At 71.8% G+C, this 23,927-nt stretch carries 20 protein-coding genes and 2 pseudogenes; 12 read left to right on the forward strand and 10 right to left on the reverse strand.

Translation table 11 applies throughout. From position 1 onward, the window contains the following. The first annotated feature begins 88 nt into the window (after window positions 1-88). Window positions 89-799, forward strand: coding sequence for an FCD domain-containing protein (locus ABZU99_RS15980; protein WP_355946563.1), 711 nt, complete (start codon window positions 89-91; stop codon window positions 797-799). A 284-nt stretch (window positions 800-1,083) separates the two neighbouring features. Here the strand turns inward: ABZU99_RS15980 and ABZU99_RS15985 are convergent. Continuing rightward, window positions 1,084-1,182, reverse strand: a pseudogene (locus ABZU99_RS15985) (ATP-binding protein); the annotation flags it as partial. A 141-nt stretch (window positions 1,183-1,323) separates the two neighbouring features. Here ABZU99_RS15985 and ABZU99_RS15990 point away from each other — a divergent pair. After that, window positions 1,324-3,519, forward strand: a complete 2,196-nt coding sequence (locus tag ABZU99_RS15990; RefSeq protein ID WP_356047580.1) for a glycoside hydrolase family 9 protein — start codon at window positions 1,324-1,326, stop codon at window positions 3,517-3,519. A 7-nt stretch (window positions 3,520-3,526) separates the two neighbouring features. On the opposite strand, the gene ABZU99_RS15995 is transcribed toward ABZU99_RS15990, so the two are convergent. Next, complete coding sequence (locus tag ABZU99_RS15995; protein ID WP_356047582.1) at window positions 3,527-4,942, reverse strand: amidase; 1,416 nt, start codon at window positions 4,940-4,942, stop codon at window positions 3,527-3,529. A 131-nt stretch (window positions 4,943-5,073) separates the two neighbouring features. Here ABZU99_RS15995 and ABZU99_RS16000 point away from each other — a divergent pair, with 131 nt between their 5' ends. Both ABZU99_RS16000 and ABZU99_RS16005 read left to right on the forward strand, forming a co-directional pair. After that, a complete protein-coding gene (locus ABZU99_RS16000; RefSeq protein ID WP_356047584.1) occupies window positions 5,074-5,223 on the forward strand; it encodes an SCO1431 family membrane protein in 150 nt (49 codons plus the stop codon). Between the two features lie 353 nt (window positions 5,224-5,576). Continuing rightward, window positions 5,577-5,783 (forward strand): annotated as a pseudogene (locus ABZU99_RS16005) (hypothetical protein); the annotation flags it as partial. Between the two features lie 25 nt (window positions 5,784-5,808). Here ABZU99_RS16005 and ABZU99_RS16010 read toward each other — a convergent pair. The 3 genes from ABZU99_RS16010 to ABZU99_RS16020 form a co-directional block, all read right to left on the reverse strand. Then, on the reverse strand, window positions 5,809-6,021 hold the full coding sequence (locus ABZU99_RS16010; RefSeq protein WP_355946545.1) for a hypothetical protein: 213 nt from the start codon (window positions 6,019-6,021) through the stop codon (window positions 5,809-5,811). A gap of 15 nt (window positions 6,022-6,036) precedes the next feature. After that, window positions 6,037-6,624: a hypothetical protein gene (locus tag ABZU99_RS16015; protein ID WP_356047586.1), complete on the reverse strand. Its 588-nt coding sequence runs from the start codon at window positions 6,622-6,624 to the stop codon at window positions 6,037-6,039. 64 nt (window positions 6,625-6,688) lie between these two features. Beyond that, on the reverse strand, window positions 6,689-8,278 hold the full coding sequence (locus tag ABZU99_RS16020; RefSeq protein ID WP_356047588.1) for a methylmalonyl-CoA mutase family protein: 1,590 nt from the start codon (window positions 8,276-8,278) through the stop codon (window positions 6,689-6,691). A 149-nt stretch (window positions 8,279-8,427) separates the two neighbouring features. Here ABZU99_RS16020 and ABZU99_RS16025 point away from each other — a divergent pair, with 149 nt between their 5' ends. Continuing rightward, complete coding sequence (locus ABZU99_RS16025; RefSeq protein ID WP_356047590.1) at window positions 8,428-9,294, forward strand: L,D-transpeptidase family protein; 867 nt, start codon at window positions 8,428-8,430, stop codon at window positions 9,292-9,294. Window positions 9,295-9,567: 273 nt separating this feature from the next. Here ABZU99_RS16025 and ABZU99_RS16030 read toward each other — a convergent pair whose 3' ends face one another. The 4 genes from ABZU99_RS16030 to ABZU99_RS16045 all read right to left on the reverse strand — a co-directional run bounded on the left by ABZU99_RS16030 (window position 9,568) and on the right by ABZU99_RS16045 (window position 14,434). After that, a complete protein-coding gene (locus tag ABZU99_RS16030; protein WP_356227857.1) occupies window positions 9,568-10,740 on the reverse strand; it encodes a hypothetical protein in 1,173 nt (390 codons plus the stop codon). Next, a complete protein-coding gene (locus ABZU99_RS16035) occupies window positions 10,740-11,420 on the reverse strand; it encodes an RNA polymerase sigma factor (RefSeq protein ID WP_355946707.1) in 681 nt (226 codons plus the stop codon). The genes ABZU99_RS16030 and ABZU99_RS16035 overlap by 1 nt, the downstream gene beginning before the upstream one ends. A gap of 56 nt (window positions 11,421-11,476) precedes the next feature. Beyond that, window positions 11,477-12,484 (reverse strand): DUF4328 domain-containing protein, encoded by a 1,008-nt coding sequence (locus ABZU99_RS16040; RefSeq protein ID WP_356047594.1) that lies wholly within the window; start codon window positions 12,482-12,484, stop codon window positions 11,477-11,479. Between the two features lie 306 nt (window positions 12,485-12,790). Further along, on the reverse strand, window positions 12,791-14,434 hold the full coding sequence (locus ABZU99_RS16045) for a glycoside hydrolase family 20 protein (protein WP_356047596.1): 1,644 nt from the start codon (window positions 14,432-14,434) through the stop codon (window positions 12,791-12,793). A 253-nt stretch (window positions 14,435-14,687) separates the two neighbouring features. On the opposite strand from ABZU99_RS16045, the gene ABZU99_RS16050 reads away from it, so the two are divergent. The 7 genes from ABZU99_RS16050 to ABZU99_RS16080 all read left to right on the forward strand — a co-directional run bounded on the left by ABZU99_RS16050 (window position 14,688) and on the right by ABZU99_RS16080 (window position 22,150). After that, window positions 14,688-15,236 (forward strand): 2-oxo-4-hydroxy-4-carboxy-5-ureidoimidazoline decarboxylase, encoded by a 549-nt coding sequence (locus ABZU99_RS16050; protein ID WP_355946526.1) that lies wholly within the window; start codon window positions 14,688-14,690, stop codon window positions 15,234-15,236. A 156-nt stretch (window positions 15,237-15,392) separates the two neighbouring features. Further along, window positions 15,393-15,773 (forward strand): succinate dehydrogenase, cytochrome b556 subunit, encoded by a 381-nt coding sequence (gene sdhC, locus ABZU99_RS16055; protein WP_355946524.1) that lies wholly within the window; start codon window positions 15,393-15,395, stop codon window positions 15,771-15,773. 5 nt (window positions 15,774-15,778) lie between these two features. Continuing rightward, window positions 15,779-16,249: a succinate dehydrogenase hydrophobic membrane anchor subunit gene (locus tag ABZU99_RS16060; protein ID WP_355946521.1), complete on the forward strand. Its 471-nt coding sequence runs from the start codon at window positions 15,779-15,781 to the stop codon at window positions 16,247-16,249. Between the two features lie 24 nt (window positions 16,250-16,273). Next, window positions 16,274-18,028, forward strand: a complete 1,755-nt coding sequence (gene sdhA, locus ABZU99_RS16065; protein WP_355946518.1) for a succinate dehydrogenase flavoprotein subunit — start codon at window positions 16,274-16,276, stop codon at window positions 18,026-18,028. After that, window positions 18,028-18,801 (forward strand): succinate dehydrogenase iron-sulfur subunit, encoded by a 774-nt coding sequence (locus ABZU99_RS16070; RefSeq protein WP_355946515.1) that lies wholly within the window; start codon window positions 18,028-18,030, stop codon window positions 18,799-18,801. The genes sdhA and ABZU99_RS16070 overlap by 1 nt, the downstream gene beginning before the upstream one ends. Window positions 18,802-19,015: 214 nt before the next feature. After that, window positions 19,016-20,320, forward strand: a complete 1,305-nt coding sequence (locus tag ABZU99_RS16075) for a serine/threonine-protein kinase (RefSeq protein ID WP_356047599.1) — start codon at window positions 19,016-19,018, stop codon at window positions 20,318-20,320. An 81-nt stretch (window positions 20,321-20,401) separates the two neighbouring features. Beyond that, window positions 20,402-22,150, forward strand: coding sequence for a VanZ family protein (locus ABZU99_RS16080; protein ID WP_356047601.1), 1,749 nt, complete (start codon window positions 20,402-20,404; stop codon window positions 22,148-22,150). Here the strand turns inward: ABZU99_RS16080 and ABZU99_RS16085 are convergent. Further along, window positions 22,054-23,910 carry a metallophosphoesterase gene (locus ABZU99_RS16085; RefSeq protein WP_356047603.1) on the reverse strand — a complete coding sequence of 619 codons (1,857 nt, stop codon included), beginning with the start codon at window positions 23,908-23,910 and terminating at the stop codon, window positions 22,054-22,056. The two genes, ABZU99_RS16080 and ABZU99_RS16085, sit on opposite strands and share 97 nt — an antisense overlap. Window positions 23,911-23,927: the final 17 nt, after the last annotated feature.

Below are 23,927 nucleotides of genomic sequence, written 5' to 3' on the forward strand. Positions count from 1 at the left end.
CTCAACCCCACAGATACGACGTATTCAAGAGGTCGTGACTTAAAAGTCATACTTAATTGCTAACACCGGGGCCACGTAGGCTGACCCCATGGAAAACCAGGGGCCCAAAGGGCGTGGACTGCACGGCCAAGTCCTGGCGACCCTCGGCCCCGCCATCACCGCGGGCGACTATCCACCGGGCACCGTGCTGCGCACCGACGAGCTGGAGCGGCGCTTCGACGTCTCGCGGACCGTCGTCCGGGAGGCGGTGCGGGTCCTGGAATCCATGCATCTGGTCGAATCCCGCCGCCGGGTCGGGGTCACGGTGCGCCCCGCCGACGAGTGGGACGTCTTCGACCCCCAGGTCATCCGCTGGCGCCTGGCCGGCCCCGACCGCCCCCGCCAGCTCCGCTCCCTCACCGCCCTGCGCTCCGCCATCGAACCGGCCGCCGCCGCCCTGGCCGCCGAGCACGCCACCCCCGAACAGTGCGCCGAGCTGACCGAGCACGCGCTCGACATGGTCGCCACCTCACGGGGCCAGCAGCTGGCCGCGTATCTGGTCCACGACATCGCCTTCCACCGGGTGATCCTGCGGTCCTCGGGCAACGAGATGTTCGCCCGCCTCGGCGACGTCGTCGCCGAGGTCCTCACGGGCCGCACCCAGCACCAGGTCATGTTCACCGACCCGGACCCGGAGGCGGTCACCCTGCACGTACGGGTCGCCGAAGCGGTACGGGAGCGGGACCCCGCGCGGGCGGAGGCGTACACCCGCGAGATCACCGTTGGCGCGCTGCGCGAACTGGACATCCTGGCCCCGTAGCGGGCCCCGGCCCCCCGGGCACGGGGGAACGGGACCGATGCCCTGAGGGGACAAAACCCGTGGCCGCGGTCTCCCGTGTGACAACGTGCACCACCGTGACAGATACCGACACCGTCCGGATCACGCGCTCGCCGAGCGTCCGTCGCTGACCGCCCGCCTCTACGACATCGCCGACACCTGGCCCGTCCTCATCCACCACGAGCCGGTCGCGGGCGCCCTGTTGGGCCGGGTCCCCGAGGACTTCCCGCACGCGGGGCCTTGGGTTCGGCGGCCGGGCGGACGGTCGGCAGTCGCTCGACGCGGGGGTCCTTCACTTCGATGCGGAGCGTGGAGCCGGTGGCGCTGAGTGTCAGCCGAAAGTTCCGGCCCGGCACCCGGCCGTGCGGTCAGCGTGGCCCGCGTACACAGGCCGAAAAGGAGCGACACCAATACGGACGGTGACCGTCCGGCCGTGGCCGGCCCTGTCCGGATGGCGTCGGGTGACTCGTGTGGCACACGCTGCGACTACAGCGCACGCTGAACATATGGCTCAGTCTCCACTCGAAAAGGTCTTCAACGGGGGCTTCGACGAGGCCGCCGACGGCTGGTTCGCCTCGGACGAGGCCCCGGTTTCCGTCGTCGGCGGGAAACTGTGCGCCGACGTACCGGGAGGCACGAGCCAGCCGTACGAGGTCATCATCGGGCAGAACGAGATCTGGCTGCAGAAGGACAAGCCATACACCTTCGCCTTCACCGCCTCGGCGAGCCAACCGGTGTCGGTGAAGGTTCAGGTGCAGCTCAGCGACGAGCCATGGACCGCGGAGCTGTCCCAGGGCGTCACCCTCGGCCCGGACGAACAGCGGTGCACGTTCACCTTCACGTCCAGGGTCGACACCGAGCGCGGCGCGGTCACGTTCCAGGTCGGCGGTAACCCGGCGGCGTGGCGGTTCTGCGTGGACGACGTCTCGCTCATCGGGGGCGATCCGCTGCCGCCCTACGTACCCGACACGGGCCCGCGGGTGCGGGTCAACCAGGTCGGCTATCTGCCGTTCGGGCCGAAACGGGCGACCGTCGTGACCGACGCCGCCGAGCCGGTCCCCTGGCGGCTGGACAACGGCGTCGGAGTCACCGTCGCGTCCGGTGCCTCAACGCCTCGCGGGGACGACGCCTCCTCCGGGCAGGCGGTGCACACGGTGGACTTCGGCGCGGTCACGGAGACGGGCACCGGGTACACGCTGAGCGCCGACGGGGAGACCAGCTATCCGTTCGACATCACCCCAACCCTCTACGACCAGTTGCGCTCCGACGCCCTGCACTTCTTCTATCTCCAGCGCAGCGGCATCGCCATCGATGACGCGCTGGCGCCCGGGTACGGGCGGCCGGCCGGACATCTGGGGGTTGAGCCCAACCAGGGCGACACCAGCGTGCCCTGCCTGCCCGGTACCGGGGACTATCGGCTCGATGTGCGCGGCGGCTGGTACGACGCGGGCGACCACGGCAAGTACGTGGTCAACGGCGGGATCGCCGCCTGCCAGCTGCTCAGCGCGTTCGAGCGGAGCCGGACGGCGCCCATGGCGAGCCCGGACGCGCTGGGCGACGGCAGCCTGCGTGTTCCCGAGCGCGGTAACGGCGTACCGGACATCCTTGACGAGGCGCGCTGGGAGCTGGAGTTCCTGCTCCGCATGCAGGTGCCCGCCGGGCGGCCCCTGGCGGGGATGGCGCACCACAAGGTGCACGACGACGCCTGGACCAAGATGCCGCTGCTTCCCCACGAGGACCCGCGGCCGCGTCGGCTCCATCCGCCGTCGACGGCGGCGACGCTCAACCTCGCCGCGGCCGCCGCGCAGGGCGCCCGGGTGTACGCGCCCTTCGATCCGGACTTCGCCGCGCGCTGCCTGACCGCGGCCCGTACCGCCTGGGCGGCGGCGCGGGCCCACCCGTCGCTGCTGGCCGAGGCGGATTCCATGAACGGCGGTGGCGCGTACGCCGACACCACCGTGAGCGACGAGTTCTACTGGGCGGCCGCCGAACTGTTCCTCACCACCGGAGAGCCGGCTTTCCTCGACGCGCTGCGGGCCTCGCCGCACTGGACCGGTGAGGTGTTCCCGTCATCCGGGTTCAGCTGGCAGGAGGTGGCGGCGCTCGGCCGGCTCGACCTCGCGACCGTGCCCAGCCTGTTGCCGGACGCCGACCGGGACGCCGCCCGCACTTCGGTACGGCAGGCCGCGGACCGGTACCTGGCGACGGCGGGCAACCAGGCGTACGGGATGCCGCTCACGGAGGACGCGTACGGCTGGGGCTCCAACGGCTCGGTGCTCAACAACCTCGTCGTCCTCGCGACCGCATTCGACCTGACCGGCGACGAGCGCTACCGCGACGGGGTCCTGGAAGGGCTGGACCACCTCTTCGGCCGCAACGCCCTCAACCAGTCCTATGTGACCGGGTACGGCGAACACCACTCCCACAACCAGCACAGTCGCCTCTACGGTCACCAGATCACTGCGGCGTCACCGGCGCCGCCCGCCGGTTCGATCGCCGGCGGCCCGAACACCGGGCTGGAGGATAGGAAGGCGAGAAGACGGCTGATCGACCGGACGGGCGAGCGGCCCAGGCGGCCCGAGCCGCAGTTCTGCTACATCGACGACATCGATTCGTACTCGACCAACGAGGTGGCCATCAACTGGAACTCGGCGCTGTCGTGGGTCATCTCGTTCGTGGCCGATCCCGGACAGCGGAACTGAGCGGAAGTCATAGGTCGGCCCCCGGCCGGCGCTCGTACCAGCGCTGGTCCGCCTCCAGTTGCGCCGCCAGGGAGATGAGGAGCGGCTCGCTGTTGGCGCGGCCGAGGAACTGGGCGCCGAGCGGCAGGGTGCACTCGGCGTCGGCGAAGCCGGCGGGGACATTGAGGGCGGGCCAGCCCAGGACGTTCCACGGCCAGGCGTAGGGGCAGGCCGCGATCATGGCCCGGTCGGTCCGGAAGGCGGACAGCTGCGCCATCGCGCCGATCCGCGGGGGCGGGGTGGCCGTCGTCGGGGACAGGACGACATCGAAGCCGAGGCGATCGAAGATCGCCCCGACCTGGCGCCGCAGCGGCTCCTCGTAGGCCCGTGCCCACCGCAGCGCCGCCCCGCCCAGGAGGCGGCCGTTGCGGGCGGCGGCGCGGGTGCGGAGGTCCAGGAGCAGCGGGTCGGGCACGCGGCCGGACCATTCGAAGAGCCCTGCCGTGGCGCGCGGCAGAAAGGAGAAGCCCACGAGCCCGTAGCGCGGCTCGGCCTCCACGACATCGTGGCCGAGGGCGGTCAGCCGCTCGGCGAGCCGGACCACCGCCGCCCGGACGACCGGGTCCAGCCGCTTCGGCGTGCCCGTGAAGGCGGGCTTGAACGACAGGGCGATCCGCAGCCGCCCCGGATCGCGGTTCACCGCGGACAGGACGTCCACGGGCTCGGGGCAGTGCAGATCGCCCTCGCAGTTGCCGGACGCCGCGTGCAGCAGCAGCGCGGCGTCGGCGACGGTGCGGGCCAGTGGACCGTTGCAGGTGATGCCGTGGAACGACTCGGGGTCCGGCCAGGTGGAGATCCGGCCGCGCTGCGGTTTGATGCCGATCAGATGGGTCCAGGCGGCGGGGATACGGACGGACCCGGCGCCGTCGGAGCCCAGCGCGCCGGGGACCAGCCCGGCGGCGACGGCGGCAGCGGCGCCCCCGGAGGAGCCGCCGGGGGTGTACTCGGGGTTCCAGGGGTTGCGCGTGTCGCCGAAGGCGGGGCCCTCGGTAAACGGCCACTGCCCCAGCTCGGGGGTGTTGGTCTTGCCGACGATCACGGCCCCGGCCGCCCGCAGCCGCCGTACGGCCTCGCCGTCCTCCGTCTTGGCCGGGAAGTCGCCGCAGCAGCCGAAGGCGGTCGGTTCGCCCGCCACGTCCGTGTCGTCCTTGACCGCGATCGGCACCCCGAGCAGCGGCAGCCGCTCCCCGGCCGCCAGCCGCCGGTCGGCCTCCTCGGCCTCGCGCAGCGCCGCCTCGGCCCGGACCCGCCGGAAGGCGTTGAGGGTGGGCTGCGTCTCGGCGATGCGCGCCAGCGACTGCTCTACCAGCGCACGGGAGGACACCTCACCGCCGGCCAGCGAGCCGACCTGCTCGCTCAGCCCCATGGGAATGACGCTGGTCACCGTGGACCTCCTCGCGTGAGTTCGGCCACTCCCCCTTTACCCCGGATGGCCTCCGCACGCACCCTGGGCAACGGTGATGACCTGTTTCATCACTTACATCACGATCATCGCTGAGCACCGAGGACACCCGCATGACCGACATCGCGGCGCGCCGCGCCGGCCTTCGCCACCGCACCGGAGGTCCCTCCGATGAAGACCGCGACCGCCTGATGGAACACCTCCTCGGCTGGACGCTCGTCGTGGTGATCGCGATGCTCACCGTCCAGCTGGGCCTCTTCTAGTCTCCGCCCGGCCCCGGCCGGTGTCGCGGCCGCGCACCGCGCGCGGATACCGCTCGACGTCCCGGGCCGGACAGCGGACGCCGACCATCAGCTCACGCGGCGGCCGGGACGCCACCCAGGGGCCGGGCCGGTCGCGGTCGGCCAGGCGGCGGGAGACGGTGCCGACGGCGTACGGCCAGGTCGGCGCGGGCAGCGTCAGCCGGACCAGCCGGCTCCGCCGGGCGTCGGCCGAGGCGGCCATCGCGCTCGGCGGTGCCGTGGCCCCCAGGGCGGCGACGTCGGTGGCGGTCAGCAGGGCCCGCGGCGCGGCCCGGGGCGGGATGCGGAGGTGTCCATGGCGAGGTGGTGTGGCGGACGACGCGGGCGTCACCTGCCGCCGCTGGAACTGGCGCCAGTGCACCCGCACCCGGCTCACCCACACCACCACCCGGGCGATGTTCGTCCTGGACGCGCTCGGGCCGATGGACGACACCGCCCTGAAGGCCGCCGGTGATCAGCTCATCGAGGCCCTGACGGCCGCCTCCCCCGGGGTGACGATCGCCTCCCGGCTGCTCGGCTGAGCCACAGGACCGGCAAGAACGACGGCTAGAACAGGGCCTGCTGACCCGGCGTCGGGGGCTCGTCCTCGCCGAAGAGCTTCGGCGGGGTGGTGAGCAGCGGCGCGATGCGCCGTGAACCCGGGCAGGAGACGAGCTCATAGCCGGAGCGCCGCCCCGGGGGGTCGTGGCGGGCGAAGCGCCCGCCGACGACCGCGATCTCACGGGTGCAGACCGGGCAGGTGCGGCGGGGAGAGGACATGTACCCCAGTGTCGCTCACCGGCCGCGTACGTCCTGGGCGAGTTGCCGGGCCGTTTCCCGGTCGAAGTTCCCGGTGATCCGGATCTTGCCGCCGGAGATGGCCGTGGTGATGGACGGGGCGGACAGCAGCGTGCCCTCGCGGACCATCGCCAGCCGGTTGCGCGGGTACTGCTGAGCGGCGAGCTCGCGGGTCAGCTGGTCGAGGCGGACGCCGTCGGCCCGGTCCAGACCCACCGTCACGGCGTAGCCCCCGAACGACTTGTCGTAGCCGGCCCACGCCGAAGTGGGACGCACGGTGATCCCGGTGCCGGGCGAGACCGTGAGGCAGGACCGGCTCGGCTGGTCCTGGTAGGCGTCGGCGGCGCCGTCCCGGCAGCTGCCGGGCGTCTGATCCGCTACGGGGAGGAGGCGCAGCGGCCGCGCGTCCCGCGCCGCGTACGGATCGGCGCTCACGCTCACCGGCGGGGCGAGCGTGGGCTGGGTGCCGAGGTCGCCCTTGCCGCCGTAGTCCCCGTCGGCCCCTTCGGTCCCGCACCCCGCGACCGCCGTCGCGGCCAGCGCGACGCCGGCCGTCGCCGCGATCCGTCCCCATGTGGCTCTCATTGGCCCAATCCCCTGTTGTCCCAGACCGTTGTCGCGCTCTATTGTCCCGGCCCGCTGCCGCTGCTCAGAACGTGGCGGCCGGAACGTACGTACCCCACACCTCGCGCAGCGCGTCGCAGACCTCGCCCAGTGTCGCGCGCGCGGCGAGCGCGTCCTTCATGGGATACAGCACATTGGCCGTGCCCGGCTCGCTCTCGGCCGCCTTCTTCAGCGCCGCCAGCGCCGCGCCCACCGCCGCCCCGTCGCGCTCGGCGCGCAGGGCGGCGAGGCGGTCGCGCTGCCGGGCCTCGATGGCCGGGTCCACCCGCAGTGGCTCGTACGGCTCTTCCTCAGCCAGCTGGAAGCGGTTGACGCCGACCACCACCCGTTCGCCCGCGTCCGTCTCCTGCGCGATCCGATACGCGTTCCGTTCGATCTCGTCCTTCTGGAGGCCCTGTTCGATCGCGGCCACGGCACCGCCGCGGTCCTCGACGCGCCGCATCAGATCCAGGGCCGCGTCCTCCACGGCGTCGGTCAGCGACTCGACGGCGTACGAGCCCGCGAAGGGGTCGACGGTCGCCGTCACATCCGTCTCGTACGCCAGCACCTGCTGGGTGCGCAGCGCGAGCCGGGCGGACTTGTCGGTGGGCAGGGCGATGGCCTCGTCGAAGGCGTTGGTGTGCAGCGACTGGGTGCCGCCGAGGACGGCTGCCAGGCCCTGGACGGCGACCCGGACGAGATTCACCTCGGGCTGCTGCGCGGTGAGCTGGACGCCCGCGGTCTGGGTGTGGAAGCGCAGCATCTGCGACTTCGGGTCGCGGGCGCCGAACTCCTCGCGCATCACCCGCGCCCAGATCCGGCGCGCGGCGCGGAACTTGGCGACCTCCTCCAGGAGAGTGGTGCGCGAGACGAAGAAGAAGGAGAGGCGCGGCGCGAAATCGTCGATGTCCATGCCCGCCGCGACCGCGGTACGGACGTACTCGATGCCGTCGGCCAGCGTGAAAGCGATCTCCTGCGCGGGCGAGGCACCGGCCTCGGCCATGTGATAGCCAGAGATCGAAATGGTGTTCCACTTCGGCAGCTCGGCCTTGCAGTACTTGAAGATGTCCGCGATCAGCCGCAGCGACGGGCCGGGCGGGAAGATGTACGTGCCGCGCGCGATGTACTCCTTGAGGACGTCGTTCTGGATGGTGCCGGTCAGCTGGTGGCCCGCCACGCCCTGCTCCTCGGCGACCAGTTGGTAGAGGAGCAGCAGCAGGGCCGCGGGCGCGTTGATCGTCATGGAGGTCGAGACCCGGTCGAGCGGAATGCCGTCCAGCAGCACCCGCATGTCCTCGATCGAGTCGATGGCGACGCCGACCTTGCCCACCTCGCCGTGCGCGAGGCCCGCATCCGAGTCGTAGCCCATCTGGGTCGGCAGGTCGAAGGCGACCGACAGCCCGGTGGTGCCGTGCTCGATCAGCTGCCGGTAGCGGGCGTTGGACTCCGCGGCGGTGCCGAACCCCGCGTACTGGCGCATCGTCCAGGGGCGGCCGGTGTACATCGACGGATAGACGCCCCGGGTGAACGGGTACGCCCCGGGCTCACCCAGCCGCTCGGCCGGGTCCCAGCCGGAGAGCGCCTCCGACCCGTACACCGGCTCGACGGGAAATCCGGACTCCGACTGGCGCGCCATGGGACCATGCCTCCTGATGGCTGATATCGGCTCTTTTCCCGCTACAAGCCTTCTTCACAGCATGCGTCGATGTTCGCCGCATGGCAGCCCCGGGAAACATTCAGGACGAAAGATCAGTGGACTGGGGGGATGGGATGCACCGGACATCGATGGCCCACGCCGCACTCGCCACGGCCACGGCGGCGGCACTGCTCGCGGGGTGCCGGGCGGGAGAGGTGACCGCGGACGGCCGGCGGCACACGAGACCGGACACGCGGGCCGCCGCGAGCGCGCCCGTCCGCGAGGCACCACCCCGGCCGCACCACACCTTCACCCACAAACCCAGGGCCAGACCCGCACCCGCGAAGCCCCGCCGGCCGCGCGCGGCCACGGCGGCCAAACCGCGGCGCACCGTCATCGCCTACGGCGCGCGCGGCGAGCGGGTGCGCGAGCTGCAGGCCCGGTTGCGCCAGCTCGGCCTCTTCCGCCGCAATCCGACCGGGTACTACGGCCCGGTCACCCGGGCGTCGGTCACCGCGTATCAGCGCGCGCACGGGATCCCGGCCACCGGCTCGGTCGGCCAACGCACCTGGACCTCCCTGCGCCGCACGACCAGGCCGCCCACGCGCGCCGAGCTGTATCCGCCGCGCACCAATCGGCGCGCCAAGCCCGATGCACGGTGTCTGACGGGGCGGGTGCTGTGCATCAGCAAGAGGAGCCGCACCCTGGCGTGGATGATCAATGGGCGGGTGCTCTCGGTGATGGACGTGCGCTTCGGCTCGAAGTACACCCCGACCCGGGAGGGTCTGTTCAAGGTCAATTTCAAGAGCCGGGACCATTGGTCGACGATCTACGACGCCCCGATGCCCTACGCGATGTTCTTCAGCGGCGGCCAGGCGGTGCACTACTCGGCGGACTTCGCGGCCCGCGGCTACAGCGGCGCCTCGCACGGCTGTGTCAACGTCCGGGACAAGAGAAAGATCGCGGCGGTGTTCAACCAGGTGAAGGCCGGGGACAAGGTCGTGATCTTCAAATAGCCGACGAGACATCAGCCATCCATTGAGCAACCCCCACGGCGGGCAACCAGGTCCGCGAGAGCGGCGTCGGCTCAGGCGCAGAAAAGGCGCCGGCTCAGGAGCAAAAAAGAGGGGCGGCGCGGGCAGAGCCGGGGGAACGTGCTCTGCCCGCGCCGAATGCGCGGAGCCGTCGGTACGGGGGGAACCTCGGCTCCCGCGCGGCCGATGACCAGTCGGCCCGCTTCTTTCAGCGTCACCGCTGAAAAAAACGTCACACCTGGGTGCTGGGCGGCCTCAGCCCGCACCCGTTTCCGTGGCGGTCGCGGTCACGGAACCCGTCGGGGCCGGGGTGTCGCCGGACGGGTCCGCCGAGGAGGGCGGGGGCGGCGGCGGGGGCGGCGGGCCCTGGTCGGGGTGGGAGCCGCCGTCATCGCTTTGCGGATCGCCGCCGGAGCCGCCGTCGTCCGAGCCGCTGTTGTCACCGGACCCGCCACTGTTGTCGCCGCTGCCGCCGCTGCTGTCCGAACCGCCGCCCGAACCGCTACCGCTGTCGGAGCCGTTGTCGTTGCCGCTGTGCGGAGTGCCCTTACCGTCTTCGGCGAGGAGCTGGACGCAGTAGCCGTGGATCGCCGTCCGGCCGCCGGCCGCCTTCTTCAGCTTGTGCAGCGCCTTCTTGCTGACGTCCGGACCCGTGCCGGACTCGGACGCCAGATACTGTCGGCAGACGTCGAGGGCCCACTGCCCGCTGCCCCGGCCGTTGTTCGACGAGCCGGTGGAGGAGTGGCCCTTCCCCTTGCCGTCCTTGCCGTTGCCGTGGCCTTGGTGATCGCCGTCGTCCTGGCCCCCGGAGGTCGCGGCTCCGCCCTGGGCTCCGGCCGAGGCGGCGTCGCTGGCATCGTTGTCGCGCGAGCCGCCGGGGCCGGACGTCTGCGAACTGCCGTCCTCGGAGATGTCCGGGTGGGCCGACTGACCACCCGAGGGTCCGGCGTCCGACACCGACACGCTCACCGCGGGCCCCGGGGTGCCGCCGCCCGCGCCGAACGTCGGCAGGACGCCCGCGGCCGCGGCGACCGCGAATCCGCTCAGCGCGCAGCCTGCCAGCGCGGCCACCATGCCCGCGCGCAGCGGACGGCGCAGCCCCGGCCGGTCGCCCCTGAGCCGCCCCAGCAGGCCGGACGGCCCCTCCGGAGCCGGGCGGCCTGCCGTCGCGCGCTCGGCGCGGGCCACCCGGAAGGCGGCCACGGCGGTCTCCTCGCCCGGAAGCGGAGCGGCGCCGGGCGCGGCTTCGGCCGTGGGACGGGAGGCGGCGGCCACGGCGCCGAGCACGGCGGCCAACCGTTCCGCTTCGACGCATGGCTCATCGCTCCGGCCGTCGGGGCCGGCGAGCCGGCCCTCGACCTGTTCGCCGCGAAGCAACCGCTCCGCGGCACTGTCATCCAGCCAGCTGTAGCGGTGGTCTTCGGCCATCACATGTCTTTCTGCGTTGGCGCGCGGGAATCCGTCACACCCCTAGACTCCGCCACGCCCGTGCTGGTTGCGCCACCACGCGACTCACGCTGAACCGGAATACCGTCCAGTACCGCCGGATCGCCCCCGGCCACGGGCTGGATGAGGTCGGCGAGCCGCCGCAGACCGCGGTGGGCGGCGGTGCGTACCGCGCCCGGCCGTTTGCCCAGGACCGCGGCGGCGCTCTTCGCATCGAGGCCGACGACGACCCGGAGCACCACCGCCTCGGCCTGGTCCTGCGGCAGCTGGGCGATGAGCCCGAGCGCGCGGCCGGTGCCGAGCGCCTCCAGCGCCTCGCCCGCCGTGTCCGCCTCGGACGCCCGGGTCTCCAGCTCCGTCTCGTCGCCGCCTATGGCCGGGCGCCGGCCGCGCATCCGGATGTGGTCGAGCGCGCGATTGCGGGCTATCCGGGCGGCCCAGCCCCGGAAGCGGTCGGCATCTCCACTGAAACGTTGCAGATCACGTGCTATCTGCAACCACGTCTCCGAGGTGATGTCCTCCGCGTCGCCATCGCCGACCAGCGTCCGCACGTAGCCGAGGAGGCGAGGGTGCACGGACCGGTACACGGTCCGGAAAGCGGTCTCGTCCCCGTCCTGCGCCGCACGCACCGCGGCGGTCAGTTCCGCGTCGTCGCCCTGCACGCTCTCTTCCTGCCCCACTCGGAGAATCTGAGGTCCGGCGATGCCGCGGCCGTGGGCTAGCCCTGGCCGTAGGGCGGGTACGGCTGCCCGGGCTGGCCCGGCGGCATCTGCGGGGCACCGTAGCCCATGGGCCCGGGTGCCGGGGTGCCATACGGGGAAGGAGCGGGTGAACCGTACGGAGACGGGGCGCCCATCTGCGGCGGCAGCGAGGCGCGCTGCTCCTGCATCGCGGTGATCTGGCGGACCAGCAGCAGGGCGAGGATCGCGGCGGCGATCGCGATCATGGTCGCGAACATGCTGATGCCGAGGGCCGACTTCATGTCCTCGATGACGCTTCGCGCGTCGCTGACGCCGCTGAAGTCGCCTCGCTTGGCGTCCTCCTCCATCTGCGCCAGCTTGTTGTCCGCGACGGTGTACTGGATGCTGCCGATGAACCCGACGCCGGCCGACGCGAGGAAGGTCACCCACCAGCCGTTGAGCAGGCCGCGACGGACGTGGTGCGGCCCGTGCGGGGAACTGGCGCGCCAGATGTCGTTGGCGATCTGCTTGGGAAACCAGAAGTTGACGACCGGGGTGAACCAGGAGCCGGCCGCCCAGCCGCTGCTGAAGCGGTGCTGGCCGGGCGCGAAGACCTCGCCGTTCAGCCGCAGCCGCCGGAACCAGATGGCCCACACGACGACGGTCGGCAGGGCGACCAGGCCGTTAATGAGTGACATGCCCAGATAGAAGTCGTCGGCGTCATTGGCGTCGTCGATGGTCACCTGCGAGGCGTTGTCGAGCATGTCCGAGACGACGCCGTATTGGTCGCCGCGCCCGATGAGCACCAGGATCAGCGTCGGGATCATCAGCCCGAACAGCACGGTGAGCGTGGTGGAAAGCCCGCGCCGCAGATCGACGCCGCTGGTCGGCATCCCCATCGCCGGGGCGGCCGGGTAGCCGCCGGGCATCGGCGGCTGGTGCGGCGGCGCAACCGGCTGCTGGAGCTGCTGCTGATACGTACCGCATGCGGCACAGCGCCCGTCGGGGCCGACGGCGGCAGCGCGGCAGTTCCCACACGGATACATTTTTTGGTCCCCCTGGGGACGTGGCCCGCTCCGGGTCACGCGAGAAAATAAGCAACTGACCGCGCGCACAGCGCGGACCTGCACGTTACGGGCATCCGACCGGTCCCGTCCAGAGCGGGCCCCGGCCCTCGGACGCGCCATGGCCTCACGAGGTTTCACCCCACGGCAGGTGTGACGTATTCGAGGCGTGCGACGCTGTAGGGAGTACGGGTCCTTCGGGGCCCACGCTGGATGGCGGTCGGGGCCTCTCCTGTGGGGGGTGGCGGCCCCGGCCGTCCTTCCGTTCTCCCCCTTCTCACCGCCTTCTCACACGCCCAGCCGGTTGGCGAGCTTGGTGAACTCAACCCAGCTCAGAGGCGGTTTCCCGGGGTCCCACAGCCGTTGGGCGAGCGCCGCGAGCGGCAGCCGGATGCCCTGGGCGACCTGTGCCTGGGTCTGCGCGTCGGGCCGATCGCCCCAGATGGCGAGGCGGGCGCCGAGGATATGGCCGGGTCCGGTGAGCCGCTTGTCGGGGACGGGCTGGGTGCCGTGCAGGGTCGCGGGCGTCCACTCTTCGTAGATGCCTTCGCCGGTCGGATAGCGGTAGTCGAGGGGCTCGCCGAGAACGTAGTAGAGGTAGGTGTCGTTGACGTTCACGACCTTGCGTCCCTCACGCAGATACTCCTGCGGCGGCCGGGGGTACTCCCTGGCCCGGCCCGTCCAGTACTCGACCTGGATGCGCTTGTCGGGGGTGACGACACCACCGGCGAAGAATCCGTCGTTCCACGCCTTGGGCGTCTTGCCCAGGCTCCGGGCGACCGCCGCCCGGTCGTTCAGCCAGCCGGTGGCCAGGTCCTGGACCCGGGCCCGCTGGCCGTACTTCTCCTTCGCGGCGGCGGCGAGCTTGGGGAACGACGCCTGGGGGTCCCTGACGGTCAGCGCGAGGTACTCGTCGGCGCCCAGATGCCAGTAGCGGCCGGGGAAGAGCGGGGCGAACTCGCGCATCAGCTGGTCGACGATCCGGGCGGAGGCCGGATCGGAGATGTCCACGGCGCCCTGGAAGGTGGTGCCGCCGGCGTTGCGCAGCTGGAGCTGCGGATGCGCCCGGATGACCGCGCCCAGATGGCCGGGCGAGTCGATCTCGGGGATGACGGTGATGTGCAGCCGCTTGGCGACCGCGACGATCTCCCGGACCTGGGCCTTGGTGAGGTGCTGCGGCGAGACGATCTCGGGGTGCGTATCGCTTTGGATACGGAACCCCTGGTCATCGGAGAAGTGCAGGCCCAGCTGATTCAGCTTGAGGTCGGCCATCTCGCGCAGCCGTGCCTCGATCCACCCGGGGCTGAAGTACTTGCGCGCGATATCGACGTTCAGGCCGCGCTGAGCGCGGTCGGGCCGGTCGTGGACGACGCCCTCAAGGAGGCGGCCCCCACCGGAGCGCAGCGCCTGCTTCACGGTCCGGGTGCCGTAGAAGACGCCCGCGTCGGCCGAGCCGGTGATCCGGGCGCTGCCCTTGGCGACGGTGAGGGTGTAGCCCTCCCGGCCGCCGCCGGATCCCTGCTGGAGGGCGAGGGACAGATCGCCCCGGTGGGCGGTGCCGGAGGCGGTACGCAGACCCAGCTCACCGGCGATCGTACGGGCCTCGTCGGCGAGCGGGCCCTTGAGGTCGGCGACCACCCGGCTGTCCGGGCCCGGCCGCCAGCCGGGGCCGGACTTCGGGGTGAAGTCACGGACGGAGGGGATCGTGCGGGGCGGGGCGGAGTGCGCCGCGCCGGGCGCGCCCGAGGAGGAGGACGGGGAGCGCGCGGTCGTCTCGGCCGGGGAGCGGGAGCTCGTCTCGGCCGGGGAGCGCGAGCTCGTCTGGGATGGCGGATGCTGACAGCCGAGGGCTATCAGGACGAAGGTCGCCGCGGCGCCGGCGATGACACCGCGGATGGTTGACGCCCTGGCGTTCCTGAGAGGCACTCCCATGGCGCATACCTCCAAATATCAGGCGAATATCATCCTGCGCCTCGGCTCGTCGTCCACTCCATGAAGCAAAACGTCCCCGTACGGGTGAATTTACGCTCCCTGCTCCACACCGGCCTCCTCACCTCGTTAGCGTGTACTGCCCACGCCCGGAAGCACACGCACCGCACGTGCCCCGTGCACCCCGAGTACCTCAGTCCCGCACCCTTGTACCGCTCGCATCACGTGCCCCCCGCCACGCGTGTCCAAGGAGCCCATGCTGTCCAGGCCCAGATCCAGGTCCGGTGAGGCGGCCCACAGCCTCGCCCGGCTCAACGCCGCCTCCCCCGAGGCGGCCGAGAACGCACTGCTCGCCTGCTGCGGCAGCCGCCGCTGGGCACAGCTGATCGCGGCCCACCGCCCGTACCCCGATACGGAGGCGCTGCTCGCCGCCGGGGAGGAGGCCAGCTACGACCTCACCGGCGCGGATCTCGACGAGGCGCTCGCGGACGAGTCCGTCGTCGGCCATCCGCTGCCGGCCGCGCACAGCCTCGGCGGGCTCGCCGCGCACACCGCGTTACAGGCCGCACACACCGCGTACGAGCGGCGGTTCGGTCATGTCTTTGTGATCTGCCTGGACGGGCTGGGGCCCGACGAGAAGCTCGACCGGCTGCTCGCCGGAATCCGGGCCCGGCTGGGGAACGAGAAGGAGGAGGAACGGGCCCACGCGGCCGAGGAGCTGCGGCGCATCGCCCGTGGACGGCTCGCCCGGCTGGCATCGGATCGCCCCCAGCTATCCGAAATCATCCGATCCCGGACAGCATGATCGCCCGTACGTGACTCTTCGATCACACCTGAGCCCCCCGGGCGAAGGAACCGACAACACGTCGCTACGATGTCCAGGGCCGGTGGACCGTACCCGGCCGGGCCAGACCGACCAGTGAAGCCGGCAGGCCCCAATCCCGCTTCCGGAGGGTTATCCGTGCCGGCTGGAACGTTGTATCGCGGCCGGGAAGGCATGTGGTCCTGGGTGGCTCACCGAGTCACCGGCGTCCTCATCTTCTTCTTCCTGTTCGTACACGTCCTGGACACCTCGTTGGTCCGCGTCTCGCCCGAGGCGTACGACGACGTCGTCGCGACGTACAAGAATCCCGTCGTGAACCTGATGGAGTACGGCCTCGTGGCCGCCATCCTGTTTCACGCCCTCAATGGTCTCCGTGTCATCGCGGTGGACTTCTGGTCGAAGGGCCCGAGGTACCAGCGCCAGATGCTCTGGGGCGTTGTCGGTATCTGGGTCGTGCTGATGGCGGGTGCCTTCTACCCGATCCTCCAGCACACGCTGCGCGAACTGTTCGGGAGCTGACGCACATGTCCGCCGAGACCACCAACCCCGCAAGCGACTCGGTCAGCGCGTACGACGTGGACCATCCGGCCCCGGTCATCGAGCCGCCGCGGGCCCGTACCCGTAAGACGCCGAAGACGACCCGTACCAACTTCGAGATGTACGGCTGGCTCTTCATGCGCCTGTCCGGCGTCCTGCTGGTCGTCCTCGTCCTGGGCCATCTGCTGATCCAGCTGGTGCTGGACGGCGGCGTCAGCAAGATCGGCTTCGCCTTCGTGGCCGGCCGCTGGGCCTCGCCGTTCTGGCAGGCATGGGATCTGATCATGCTGTGGCTCGCCACGCTGCACGGCGCGAACGGCCTGCGCACGATCATCAACGACTACGCGGAGCGGGAAAACACCCGCCTGTGGCTGAAGGCGCTGCTCTACACGGCGACAGGATTCACCATCGTGCTCGGCACCCTGGTGATCTTCACCTTCGACCCGAACATCCGCTAGGCCCCGGGGCTGAGGTATCCACTCATGAAGATCCACAAGTACGACACCGTCATCGTGGGCGCCGGCGGCGCCGGCATGCGCGCGGCCATCGAGTCGACGAAGCGCAGCCGTACGGCGGTGCTCACCAAGCTGTATCCGACCCGCTCCCACACCGGCGCCGCCCAGGGCGGCATGGCCGCCGCCCTCGCGAACGTCGAGGAGGACAACTGGGAGTGGCACACCTTCGACACGATCAAGGGCGGCGACTACCTGGTCGACCAGGACGCCGCCGAGATCCTGGCGAAGGAGGCCATCGACTCGGTCCTCGACCTGGAGAAGATGGGCCTGCCGTTCAACCGGACCCCGAACGGCACCATCGACCAGCGCCGCTTCGGCGGCCACAGCCGTAACCACGGCGAGGCCCCGGTCCGCCGGTCCTGCTACGCCTCGGACCGCACCGGTCACATGATCCTCCAGACGCTGTACCAGAACTGCGTCAAGGAGGGCGTGGAGTTCTACAACGAGTTCTACGTCCTGGACCTGCTGCTCACCGAGGTCGACGGGGTCAAGCGCACCGCCGGTGTGGTGGCCTACGAGCTGGCCACCGGTGAGCTCCATGTCTTCCAGGCGAAGGCCGTGATCTTCGCCTCGGGCGGCTGCGGCAAGTTCTTCAAGGTGACCTCCAACGCGCACACCCTGACCGGTGACGGCCAGGCGGTCGCGTACCGGCGCGGGCTGCCACTGGAGGACATGGAGTTCTTCCAGTTCCACCCGACCGGCATCTGGCGGATGGGCATCCTGCTGACGGAGGGCGCCCGTGGTGAGGGCGGCATCCTCCGCAACAAGGACGGCGAGCGCTTCATGGAGAAGTACGCGCCGGTCATGAAGGACCTCGCCTCCCGCGATGTGGTCTCCCGCTCCATCTATACGGAGATCCGCGAGGGCCGTGGCTGCGGTCCCGAGGGCGACCACGTCTTCCTGGACCTGACCCACCTGCCGCCGGAGCAGCTGGACGCCAAGCTGCCCGACATCACCGAGTTCGCGCGGACGTACCTGGGCATCGAGCCGTACACCGACCCGATCCCGATCCAGCCGACCGCGCACTACACGATGGGCGGCATCCCGACCAACGTCATGGGTGAGGTGCTGGCCGACAACGACACCGTCGTCCCGGGCCTGTACGCCGCGGGCGAGGTCGCCTGCGTGTCCGTGCACGGCGCCAACCGGCTCGGCACCAACTCGCTGCTCGACATCAACGTCTTCGGCCGCCGCGCGGGCATCGCCGCCGCGGAGTACGCCGCCAAGGCCGACTTCGTCGAGCTGCCGGAGGACCCGGCCGAGCTCGTCCGCTCCCAGGTCGAGAACCTGCGGGACTCCACCGGCACCGAGCGGGTCACCGAGGTCCGCAAGGCGCTGCAGGAGACCATGGACAAGAACGTCATGGTCTTCCGCACCGAGCAGACGCTCAAGGAGGCCGTCGAGGAGATCGGCCACCTGCGCGAGCGCTACAAGAACTGCGGCGTCCAGGACAAGGGCAAGCGGTTCAACACCGACCTGCTTGAGGCCATCGAGCTGGGCAACCTGCTCGATCTGGCCGAGGTGATGGCCATCTCCGCGCTGGCCCGCAAGGAGTCCCGTGGCGGCCACTACCGCGAGGACTACCCGAACCGCGACGACGTCAACTTCATGCGGCACACCATGGCGTACCGCGAGGTGGGCGCCGACGGCGCCGAGTCCATCCGCCTCGACTACAAGCCGGTCGTGCAGACCCGCTACCAGCCGATGGAGCGTAAGTACTGATGAGCACCCCCACGCTTGAGAAGTCCGGCCAGGCTCCGGAGGCGGCCGACGCCACCGCGGCGCACCTGATCACGGTCACCTTCCGGATCCGCCGCTTCAACCCGGAGATCTCGGACCAGGCGGTCTGGGAGGACTTCCAGATCGAGATCGACCCCAAGGAACGTGTGCTCGACGGTCTCCACAAGATCAAGTGGGACCTGGACGGCACGCTGACCTTCCGTCGCTCCTGCGCCCACGGCATCTGCGGCTCCGACGCCATGCGCATCAACGGCCGCAACCGGCTGGCCTGCAAGACGCTGATCAAGGACATCAACCCGGAAAAGCCCATCACGGTCGAGGCCATAAAGGGCCTCACGGTCCTCAAGGACCTGGTCGTGGACATGGAGCCGTTCTTCCAGGCCTACCGCGATGTGATGCCCTTCCTGATCACCACGGGCAATGAGCCGACGCGCGAGCGCCTGCAGTCCGCCGAGGACCGCGAGCGCTTCGACGACACCACCAAGTGCATCCTGTGCGCCGCGTGCACCTCCTCGTGCCCGGTGTTCTGGAACGACGGCCAGTACTTCGGCCCGGCGGCGATCGTCAACGCGCACCGCTTCATCTTCGACTCGCGCGACGAGGGCGGGGAGCAGCGGCTGGAGATCCTCAACGACAAGGACGGCGTCTGGCGCTGCCGCACCACCTTCAACTGCACCGACGCGTGCCCGCGTGGCATCGAGGTCACCAAGGCCATCCAGGAGGTGAAGCGCGCGCTGATCACGCGTCGCTTCTGAGCCTCGCGCCTCCTCGGACGCGCTGTGCGGGCCCGCCCCCGGTTCGGGGACGGGCCCGTCTCGTCTATCACCCGTTGAGCACGCGCCACAGTCGTTGAGCACACCACAGTTTTGGTCCGTACCACCGGTGAAAGGCTGATGGGGCGCGTGAAACAGGGGTGACGCCATGTCCGGCGTGCAAGAGCTCGGGCAAGAGCCAGGATCGGGACGGCCCGTGACCGGGGGCCGTCCGCTGAGCGAGCTGCTCAACGAGGACGGCCCGTTAGACCCGGCCGGGGCCGCCGATATCGGTCTGCGGCTGCTCGGCGTGGTGGAGGCCGCCCACGGCAAGGGCATCGCCCACGGCGACATCAACCCCGCTCGGGTGCTGCTCTCCCCGGACGGCGAGGTCGTCCTCACCGGTTTCGGCCGCGTCGGCACGGACCCCTCCTTGCCGGCCGGCGACCCCTCGTACGCCTCCCCCGAGCAGGCGCGGGGGGACGCCGCCACCCCCGCCACCGACCTGTGGGCGCTGGGCGCGGTCCTCTTCGCGATGGTCGAGGGCCGCCCGCCCTATCGCGACCGGGGATGGGTCGAGGCGACGCTGAGCGCGGTGGAGCAGGAACCCGTACCGTCCTCGCCGAACGCCGGGCCGCTCGCCCAGTCGATACAGGGCCTGCTGCGCAAGGATCCCCAGGAGCGGCTGACCGAACCGGTGGTGCGCCAGGCACTGGAACGCATCCTGAACCAGGACCGGCCCGCCGACGCCCGGACCGGGCCACGGCTCCCCTGGCTGCGCGGCGACGGCGAATCGTGGTGGCCGCCGGCGTGCCGGCGCGACGGCCGGAGAGTGCGGACCGTGGCGGTGGCCGTGGCCGCGCTGGTCGTCACCACCTCGGTGGTGGCCCTGGCCGCGAGCGGCCGGCTGACCCAGGGCGATGACCGCGCTTCCGGTCCCGCGCCCTCCGCGCCCCCGCCCAGCGGTGCCACCCCGAGCGGTCCCCGTGAGACCCCCTCGCCGTCGGCGCCGCCCTCCCCCTCCCCATCCGCCGTGCCCGACGACCCGCCGGCGGGCTTCTACCGCTTCTCCAGCTCCGCCGGGCCCGCCGGGTTCTCCATCTTCCTGCCCAAGGGCTGGAAGCAGGTCCCGAGCGGCTCGCGCTACCACGTCAAGTTCGGCGCCGACGGCGACGCGCGCAATCTGGTCGTCACCTTCGGGAAGGGGCCCGAGTCCGACCCGGTCGACGGCTGGCAGCGCCTGGTGCCCTCGCTGGAGAAGCTCTCCCCCGGCTTCCAGCGGGTCGATGAGATCCGCAGGGTCGACTACCGGGGCTGGAAGGCCGCCGACATCGAATGGTCCTCCGCCGTGGGCAGCGACCCCTTCCGCACGTTCGGCCGCGGCTTCCTCGTCGGCGGCGGCCGCGGATACACCATCAGGTGGACGACTCCCGCGGACGAGTCGGACTCCGCGGAGAACAAGCGGGCGCTCGACACCTTCCTGACGTCCTTTGAGGAGACGAAGCCGAAGACGGCCGGCTGAGGCCGCGCCGCCGCCGTCCGCTGACGGCGTCTCACCCCCTTCTATACACCGCATGTATACACGTCGAGTATAGTGCCGCGCATGGCCCACGCCCATCTCCTGCCGATCAAAACGGCCGCCGCCCTCTTCCCCCTGCTCGCAATGGCGTTACTGCTGCCGACAGCCGTCGTCCTCTACCGCCGCCACGGCGTCATGTCCCCCGGCCGCACCCTGTCGCTGTACGGCTTCCTGTACTACGGGCTCACCGCCTTCTGCATGACGGTCGTGCCTCTGCCGAAGCGGACGCCCGACATGTGCGAGCGGTACGCCGTCCTCGCCCGTCCGCAGTGGGTGCCGGGCAACACCTTCGGCGACATCTGGAAAGAAGCGCACCACAAGGTCAACCTCAACGCCCTGGTGCTCCACAACCCCGCCGTCGCCGGAACGCTCTTCAACCTGCTGCTGCTTCTGCCCCTCGGCGTCTTTCTGCGCTATCACTTCCGGCGCGGGCTGCGCGCCACCGCCGGCATCGGCCTCGCGGTCTCGCTGTTCTTCGAGCTGACGCAGTGGACCGGAATATGGGGGATCTACGACTGCCCGTACCGGCTCTTCGACGTGGACGATCTGCTCGTCAACACGGCGGGCACGGTGACCGGCTGGCTCGCCGCCGGGCCGGTGGCCCGGGTGCTGCCCGCGCTGGAGACGCTGGACGGACGGGCGCTGGCGGCGCGTCCGGTGCCCTTCGGACGGCGGCTGGTGGCCCTGGTGGTCGATCTGGCCGGATACGCGGTGACCTCCGCCCTCGCCACGGGCTTCCTCACGCACACCGGCTTCTGGCGCTACGCGCCCCGGGCACCGCTCGGCGTCCTCGTGGCGTGGTTCGTCCTCCTGCCGATGGCGACCGGCGCGACACCGGGCAAGCGGCTGTTGCTGCTGCGGCTGGAGACCCTCGACGGCGGCCCGCTCGCGCCCTGGCGGCTGGCCGTGCGGGCGCTGGTGCTCGCCGTGGCGGCGCTGCCGCTGTGGGCGGGGCTGTTCCTGGCCATGGCGGTGGTGGCGTACGAACCCTCGCTGCCCGGCCTCATCGCGAAGGCCCGCTGGGCGGACGGCCGCGAGGCGGCGACGCTCGCGTTCCTCCACCCGGGTCAGGTGCTGATGGCGCTGACCGCCCTCGCCGCGGTCGCGGCCTACGCGCTGCGCACCCTGCGCCATCCGCAGGGGCTGGCGCCGCACGAGCGGCTGTCCGGGGTACGCAACGCCGCGCTGCCGCACTCCCGCGCCGTACGGCCGCCCGAACGGCCTGCCGCCGTGGAGGCGGGGCCGGTGGTCACGGTCGTGCCGTCGCTGCCGCCGCCACCGTCGCTGCCGTCGCCACCGTCGCTGCTGCCGCCGCCGTCGCCGCCGTCGCCGCCGTCGCCGCCGTCGCCGCCGTCGCCGCCGTCGCCGCTGCCGTCGCCGTCGCCGCTGTCGCCGCTGTCGCCGTCGCTGTCGCCGCTGTCGCCGTCGCCGTCGTCGCTGCCGTCGCCGTCGCCGCTGCCGTCGCCGTCGTCGCTGCCGTCGCCGTCGCCGCTGCCGCCGCTGCCGTCGCTGCCGTCGCCGCCGCCGTCGCCGCTGCCGTCGCTGCCGCCGTCGCCGCCGCCGTCGCCGCTGCCGTCGCTGCCGTCGCCGTCGCCGCTGCCGTCGCTGCCGCCGTCGCCGCCGTCGCCGTCGGAACGGTGCGGGGCGGGTGTGCGGGCCGAGGGGGAGGGCGCTGCTCAGGCCTGGATCGAGGCCAGCTCGACCACGGTCACATCCGGCGGCGCCCCCACTCGCACCGGCGGCCCCCAGGCGCCCGCGCCGCGGGTCACGTAGAGCTGCGTATCGCCGTACCGCTCAAGACCGGCGACGGTGGGGTTGGCAAGCGCCGCCACATAATTGCCGGGCCACAGCTGGCCGCCGTGCGTATGGCCGGACAACTGGAGGTCGACGCCCTGCTTCACCGCGTCGTGGATCACCACCGGCTGATGCGCCAGAAGAACGGACGCGCGCGACCGGTCACGGTCGCCGAGCGCCCTGCCGAGGTCGGGGCCCTGGCCCTCGCTCTCGCCCGCGACGTCGTTGACCCCGGCCAGATCGAAGCCGGGCAGCTCGGTGCGCTCGTTCTCCAGCGGCCGCAGGCCCAGCTCCCGCACATGCTCGACCCATTGGTGGGCACCGGAGAAATACTCGTGATTTCCGGTCACGAAATACGCGCCGTGGCGCGAGCGCAGCGCGCGCAGCGGCTCGGCGGCGGGGCCGAGATCCTCGACGCTGCCGTCCACCAGATCGCCGACGACGGCGATGAGGTCGGGGTTGGTCTTGTTGATCGTCTCGACGACCCGCCGGGTATGGGCACGGCCCAGGATCGGCCCCAGGTGGATATCGCTGACGACGGCGATCCGGAACCCGTGCGCCCGGCGCGGCAACTTGGCGAGCGGCACGGTGACCCTCTTGAGCCGCGGCCCGCGCAGCACGGAGTACGTCCCGTACCCGACCGTCCCCACGGCCAGGGCAGCGGCCCCCACGGCCACGGCCCGCGCGACGAACATCCGCCGGGAGGCGGTGGCCTGTGCGGACGCGGGGCCCGCCGGGGCCCCGTCAGCGGTCGCGGTTCCGGTCCCGTCGGCCATCGCGTCCGAAACCCCGGTCGCGGCCGGGTCCCTGGTCTGGTCCGTTGGCCTCCCGTCAGCGGTCCCGTCCGCGATCCCGGCCGCGGTCCCGGCCGCGATCCCGTCAGCGACCCCGTCAGCGATCGCGGGCCGGTCCGCGGCGCCGACGGTGTCCGAGCCCCCGCCGCACGCAGGCGAACCGCCGCGCCCAGGCCCGGCCCCGGCCGCCTCAGCGGTGCCGACGGTGCCCCCGTCCAGGGCCCCGCCCGCGGTCCGGTCGGCGCCCGAACCGGACGCCGACGAACCACCAGGAGGAAGCCCGGCCCCGGTTACGCTCCATTCACCGGCCGACCCCGAACCCACGGCCGCGCCAGGCGCCGAAGCCCCGCCGCACGCAGGCGAACCGCCGCCCCGCGACGGCTCCGCCCCGGCTGCCACAGCGGGGTCCTCGGCGATGTTCACACAGCCGGCCTTCGCCGACCGCCCGGCAGCCGCCGCTGCCCCGGTGGGCGCTTCGGTCCGGGCGGTCGTCGCCCTCGACGTCCGGTCGGCGGGGCTTCCGGGGCGAGCCGCGGCCCGGCGCTCGGCTCGGCGGACCGCCGGGCCGCCGGGCGGTCCGGCGGCGGCCGGGCCTGAACGTCCGGCGGCGGCCGGCCGCCCCTCGCGTCGCTCCAGCCACCACCGCAGCAGCGGCCGTACCACCTCCCCGGCCAGCAGGGCCAGGGTCAGATAGAGGACCAGGGCGAGCCACAGATAGCCCGGCCAGGCCAGCGCGCGCTGGAGCGCGAAGGGGGCTCCGGCCCGGCCCGCGATCAGCGCCCCGACGGTGGTCAGCGGCAGCACGAAGGCCGCAACGGTGCCGACGCGCCGCGCCCGGCCGCCGCGCGTCGTCGTGTCCCGGACGAGCCGGCACCACAGATACCGGTGCACACCGGTCAGCAGACCGATGACGGCCAGTGCGATCAGAACGTAGAGCGCGACCATCCCCGGTCCTCCCCTTA

Source organism: Streptomyces sp. NPDC005266, assembly GCF_040607655.1.
GTDB lineage: Bacteria > Actinomycetota > Actinomycetes > Streptomycetales > Streptomycetaceae > Streptomyces.

Excerpts from the sequence above, each read along its gene's own strand:
- ABZU99_RS15980 (WP_355946563.1), top strand. The coding sequence starts at position 89 with ATGGAAAACCAGGGGCCCAAAGGGCGTGGACTGCACGGCCAAGTCCTG.
- ABZU99_RS15990 (WP_356047580.1), top strand. The coding sequence starts at position 1,324 with ATGGCTCAGTCTCCACTCGAAAAGGTCTTCAACGGGGGCTTCGACGAG.
- ABZU99_RS16000 (WP_356047584.1), top strand. The coding sequence starts at position 5,074 with ATGACCGACATCGCGGCGCGCCGCGCCGGCCTTCGCCACCGCACCGGA.
- ABZU99_RS16010 (WP_355946545.1), bottom strand. The coding sequence starts at position 6,021 with ATGTCCTCTCCCCGCCGCACCTGCCCGGTCTGCACCCGTGAGATCGCG.
- ABZU99_RS16015 (WP_356047586.1), bottom strand. The coding sequence starts at position 6,624 with ATGAGAGCCACATGGGGACGGATCGCGGCGACGGCCGGCGTCGCGCTG.
- ABZU99_RS16020 (WP_356047588.1), bottom strand. The coding sequence starts at position 8,278 with ATGGCGCGCCAGTCGGAGTCCGGATTTCCCGTCGAGCCGGTGTACGGG.
- ABZU99_RS16025 (WP_356047590.1), top strand. The coding sequence starts at position 8,428 with ATGGCCCACGCCGCACTCGCCACGGCCACGGCGGCGGCACTGCTCGCG.
- ABZU99_RS16030 (WP_356227857.1), bottom strand. The coding sequence starts at position 10,740 with ATGGCCGAAGACCACCGCTACAGCTGGCTGGATGACAGTGCCGCGGAG.
- ABZU99_RS16040 (WP_356047594.1), bottom strand. The coding sequence starts at position 12,484 with ATGTATCCGTGTGGGAACTGCCGCGCTGCCGCCGTCGGCCCCGACGGG.
- ABZU99_RS16045 (WP_356047596.1), bottom strand. The coding sequence starts at position 14,434 with ATGGGAGTGCCTCTCAGGAACGCCAGGGCGTCAACCATCCGCGGTGTC.
- ABZU99_RS16050 (WP_355946526.1), top strand. The coding sequence starts at position 14,688 with ATGCTGTCCAGGCCCAGATCCAGGTCCGGTGAGGCGGCCCACAGCCTC.
- ABZU99_RS16060 (WP_355946521.1), top strand. The coding sequence starts at position 15,779 with ATGTCCGCCGAGACCACCAACCCCGCAAGCGACTCGGTCAGCGCGTAC.
- sdhA (WP_355946518.1), top strand. The coding sequence starts at position 16,274 with ATGAAGATCCACAAGTACGACACCGTCATCGTGGGCGCCGGCGGCGCC.
- ABZU99_RS16070 (WP_355946515.1), top strand. The coding sequence starts at position 18,028 with ATGAGCACCCCCACGCTTGAGAAGTCCGGCCAGGCTCCGGAGGCGGCC.
- ABZU99_RS16080 (WP_356047601.1), top strand. The coding sequence starts at position 20,402 with ATGGCCCACGCCCATCTCCTGCCGATCAAAACGGCCGCCGCCCTCTTC.
- ABZU99_RS16085 (WP_356047603.1), bottom strand. The coding sequence starts at position 23,910 with ATGGTCGCGCTCTACGTTCTGATCGCACTGGCCGTCATCGGTCTGCTG.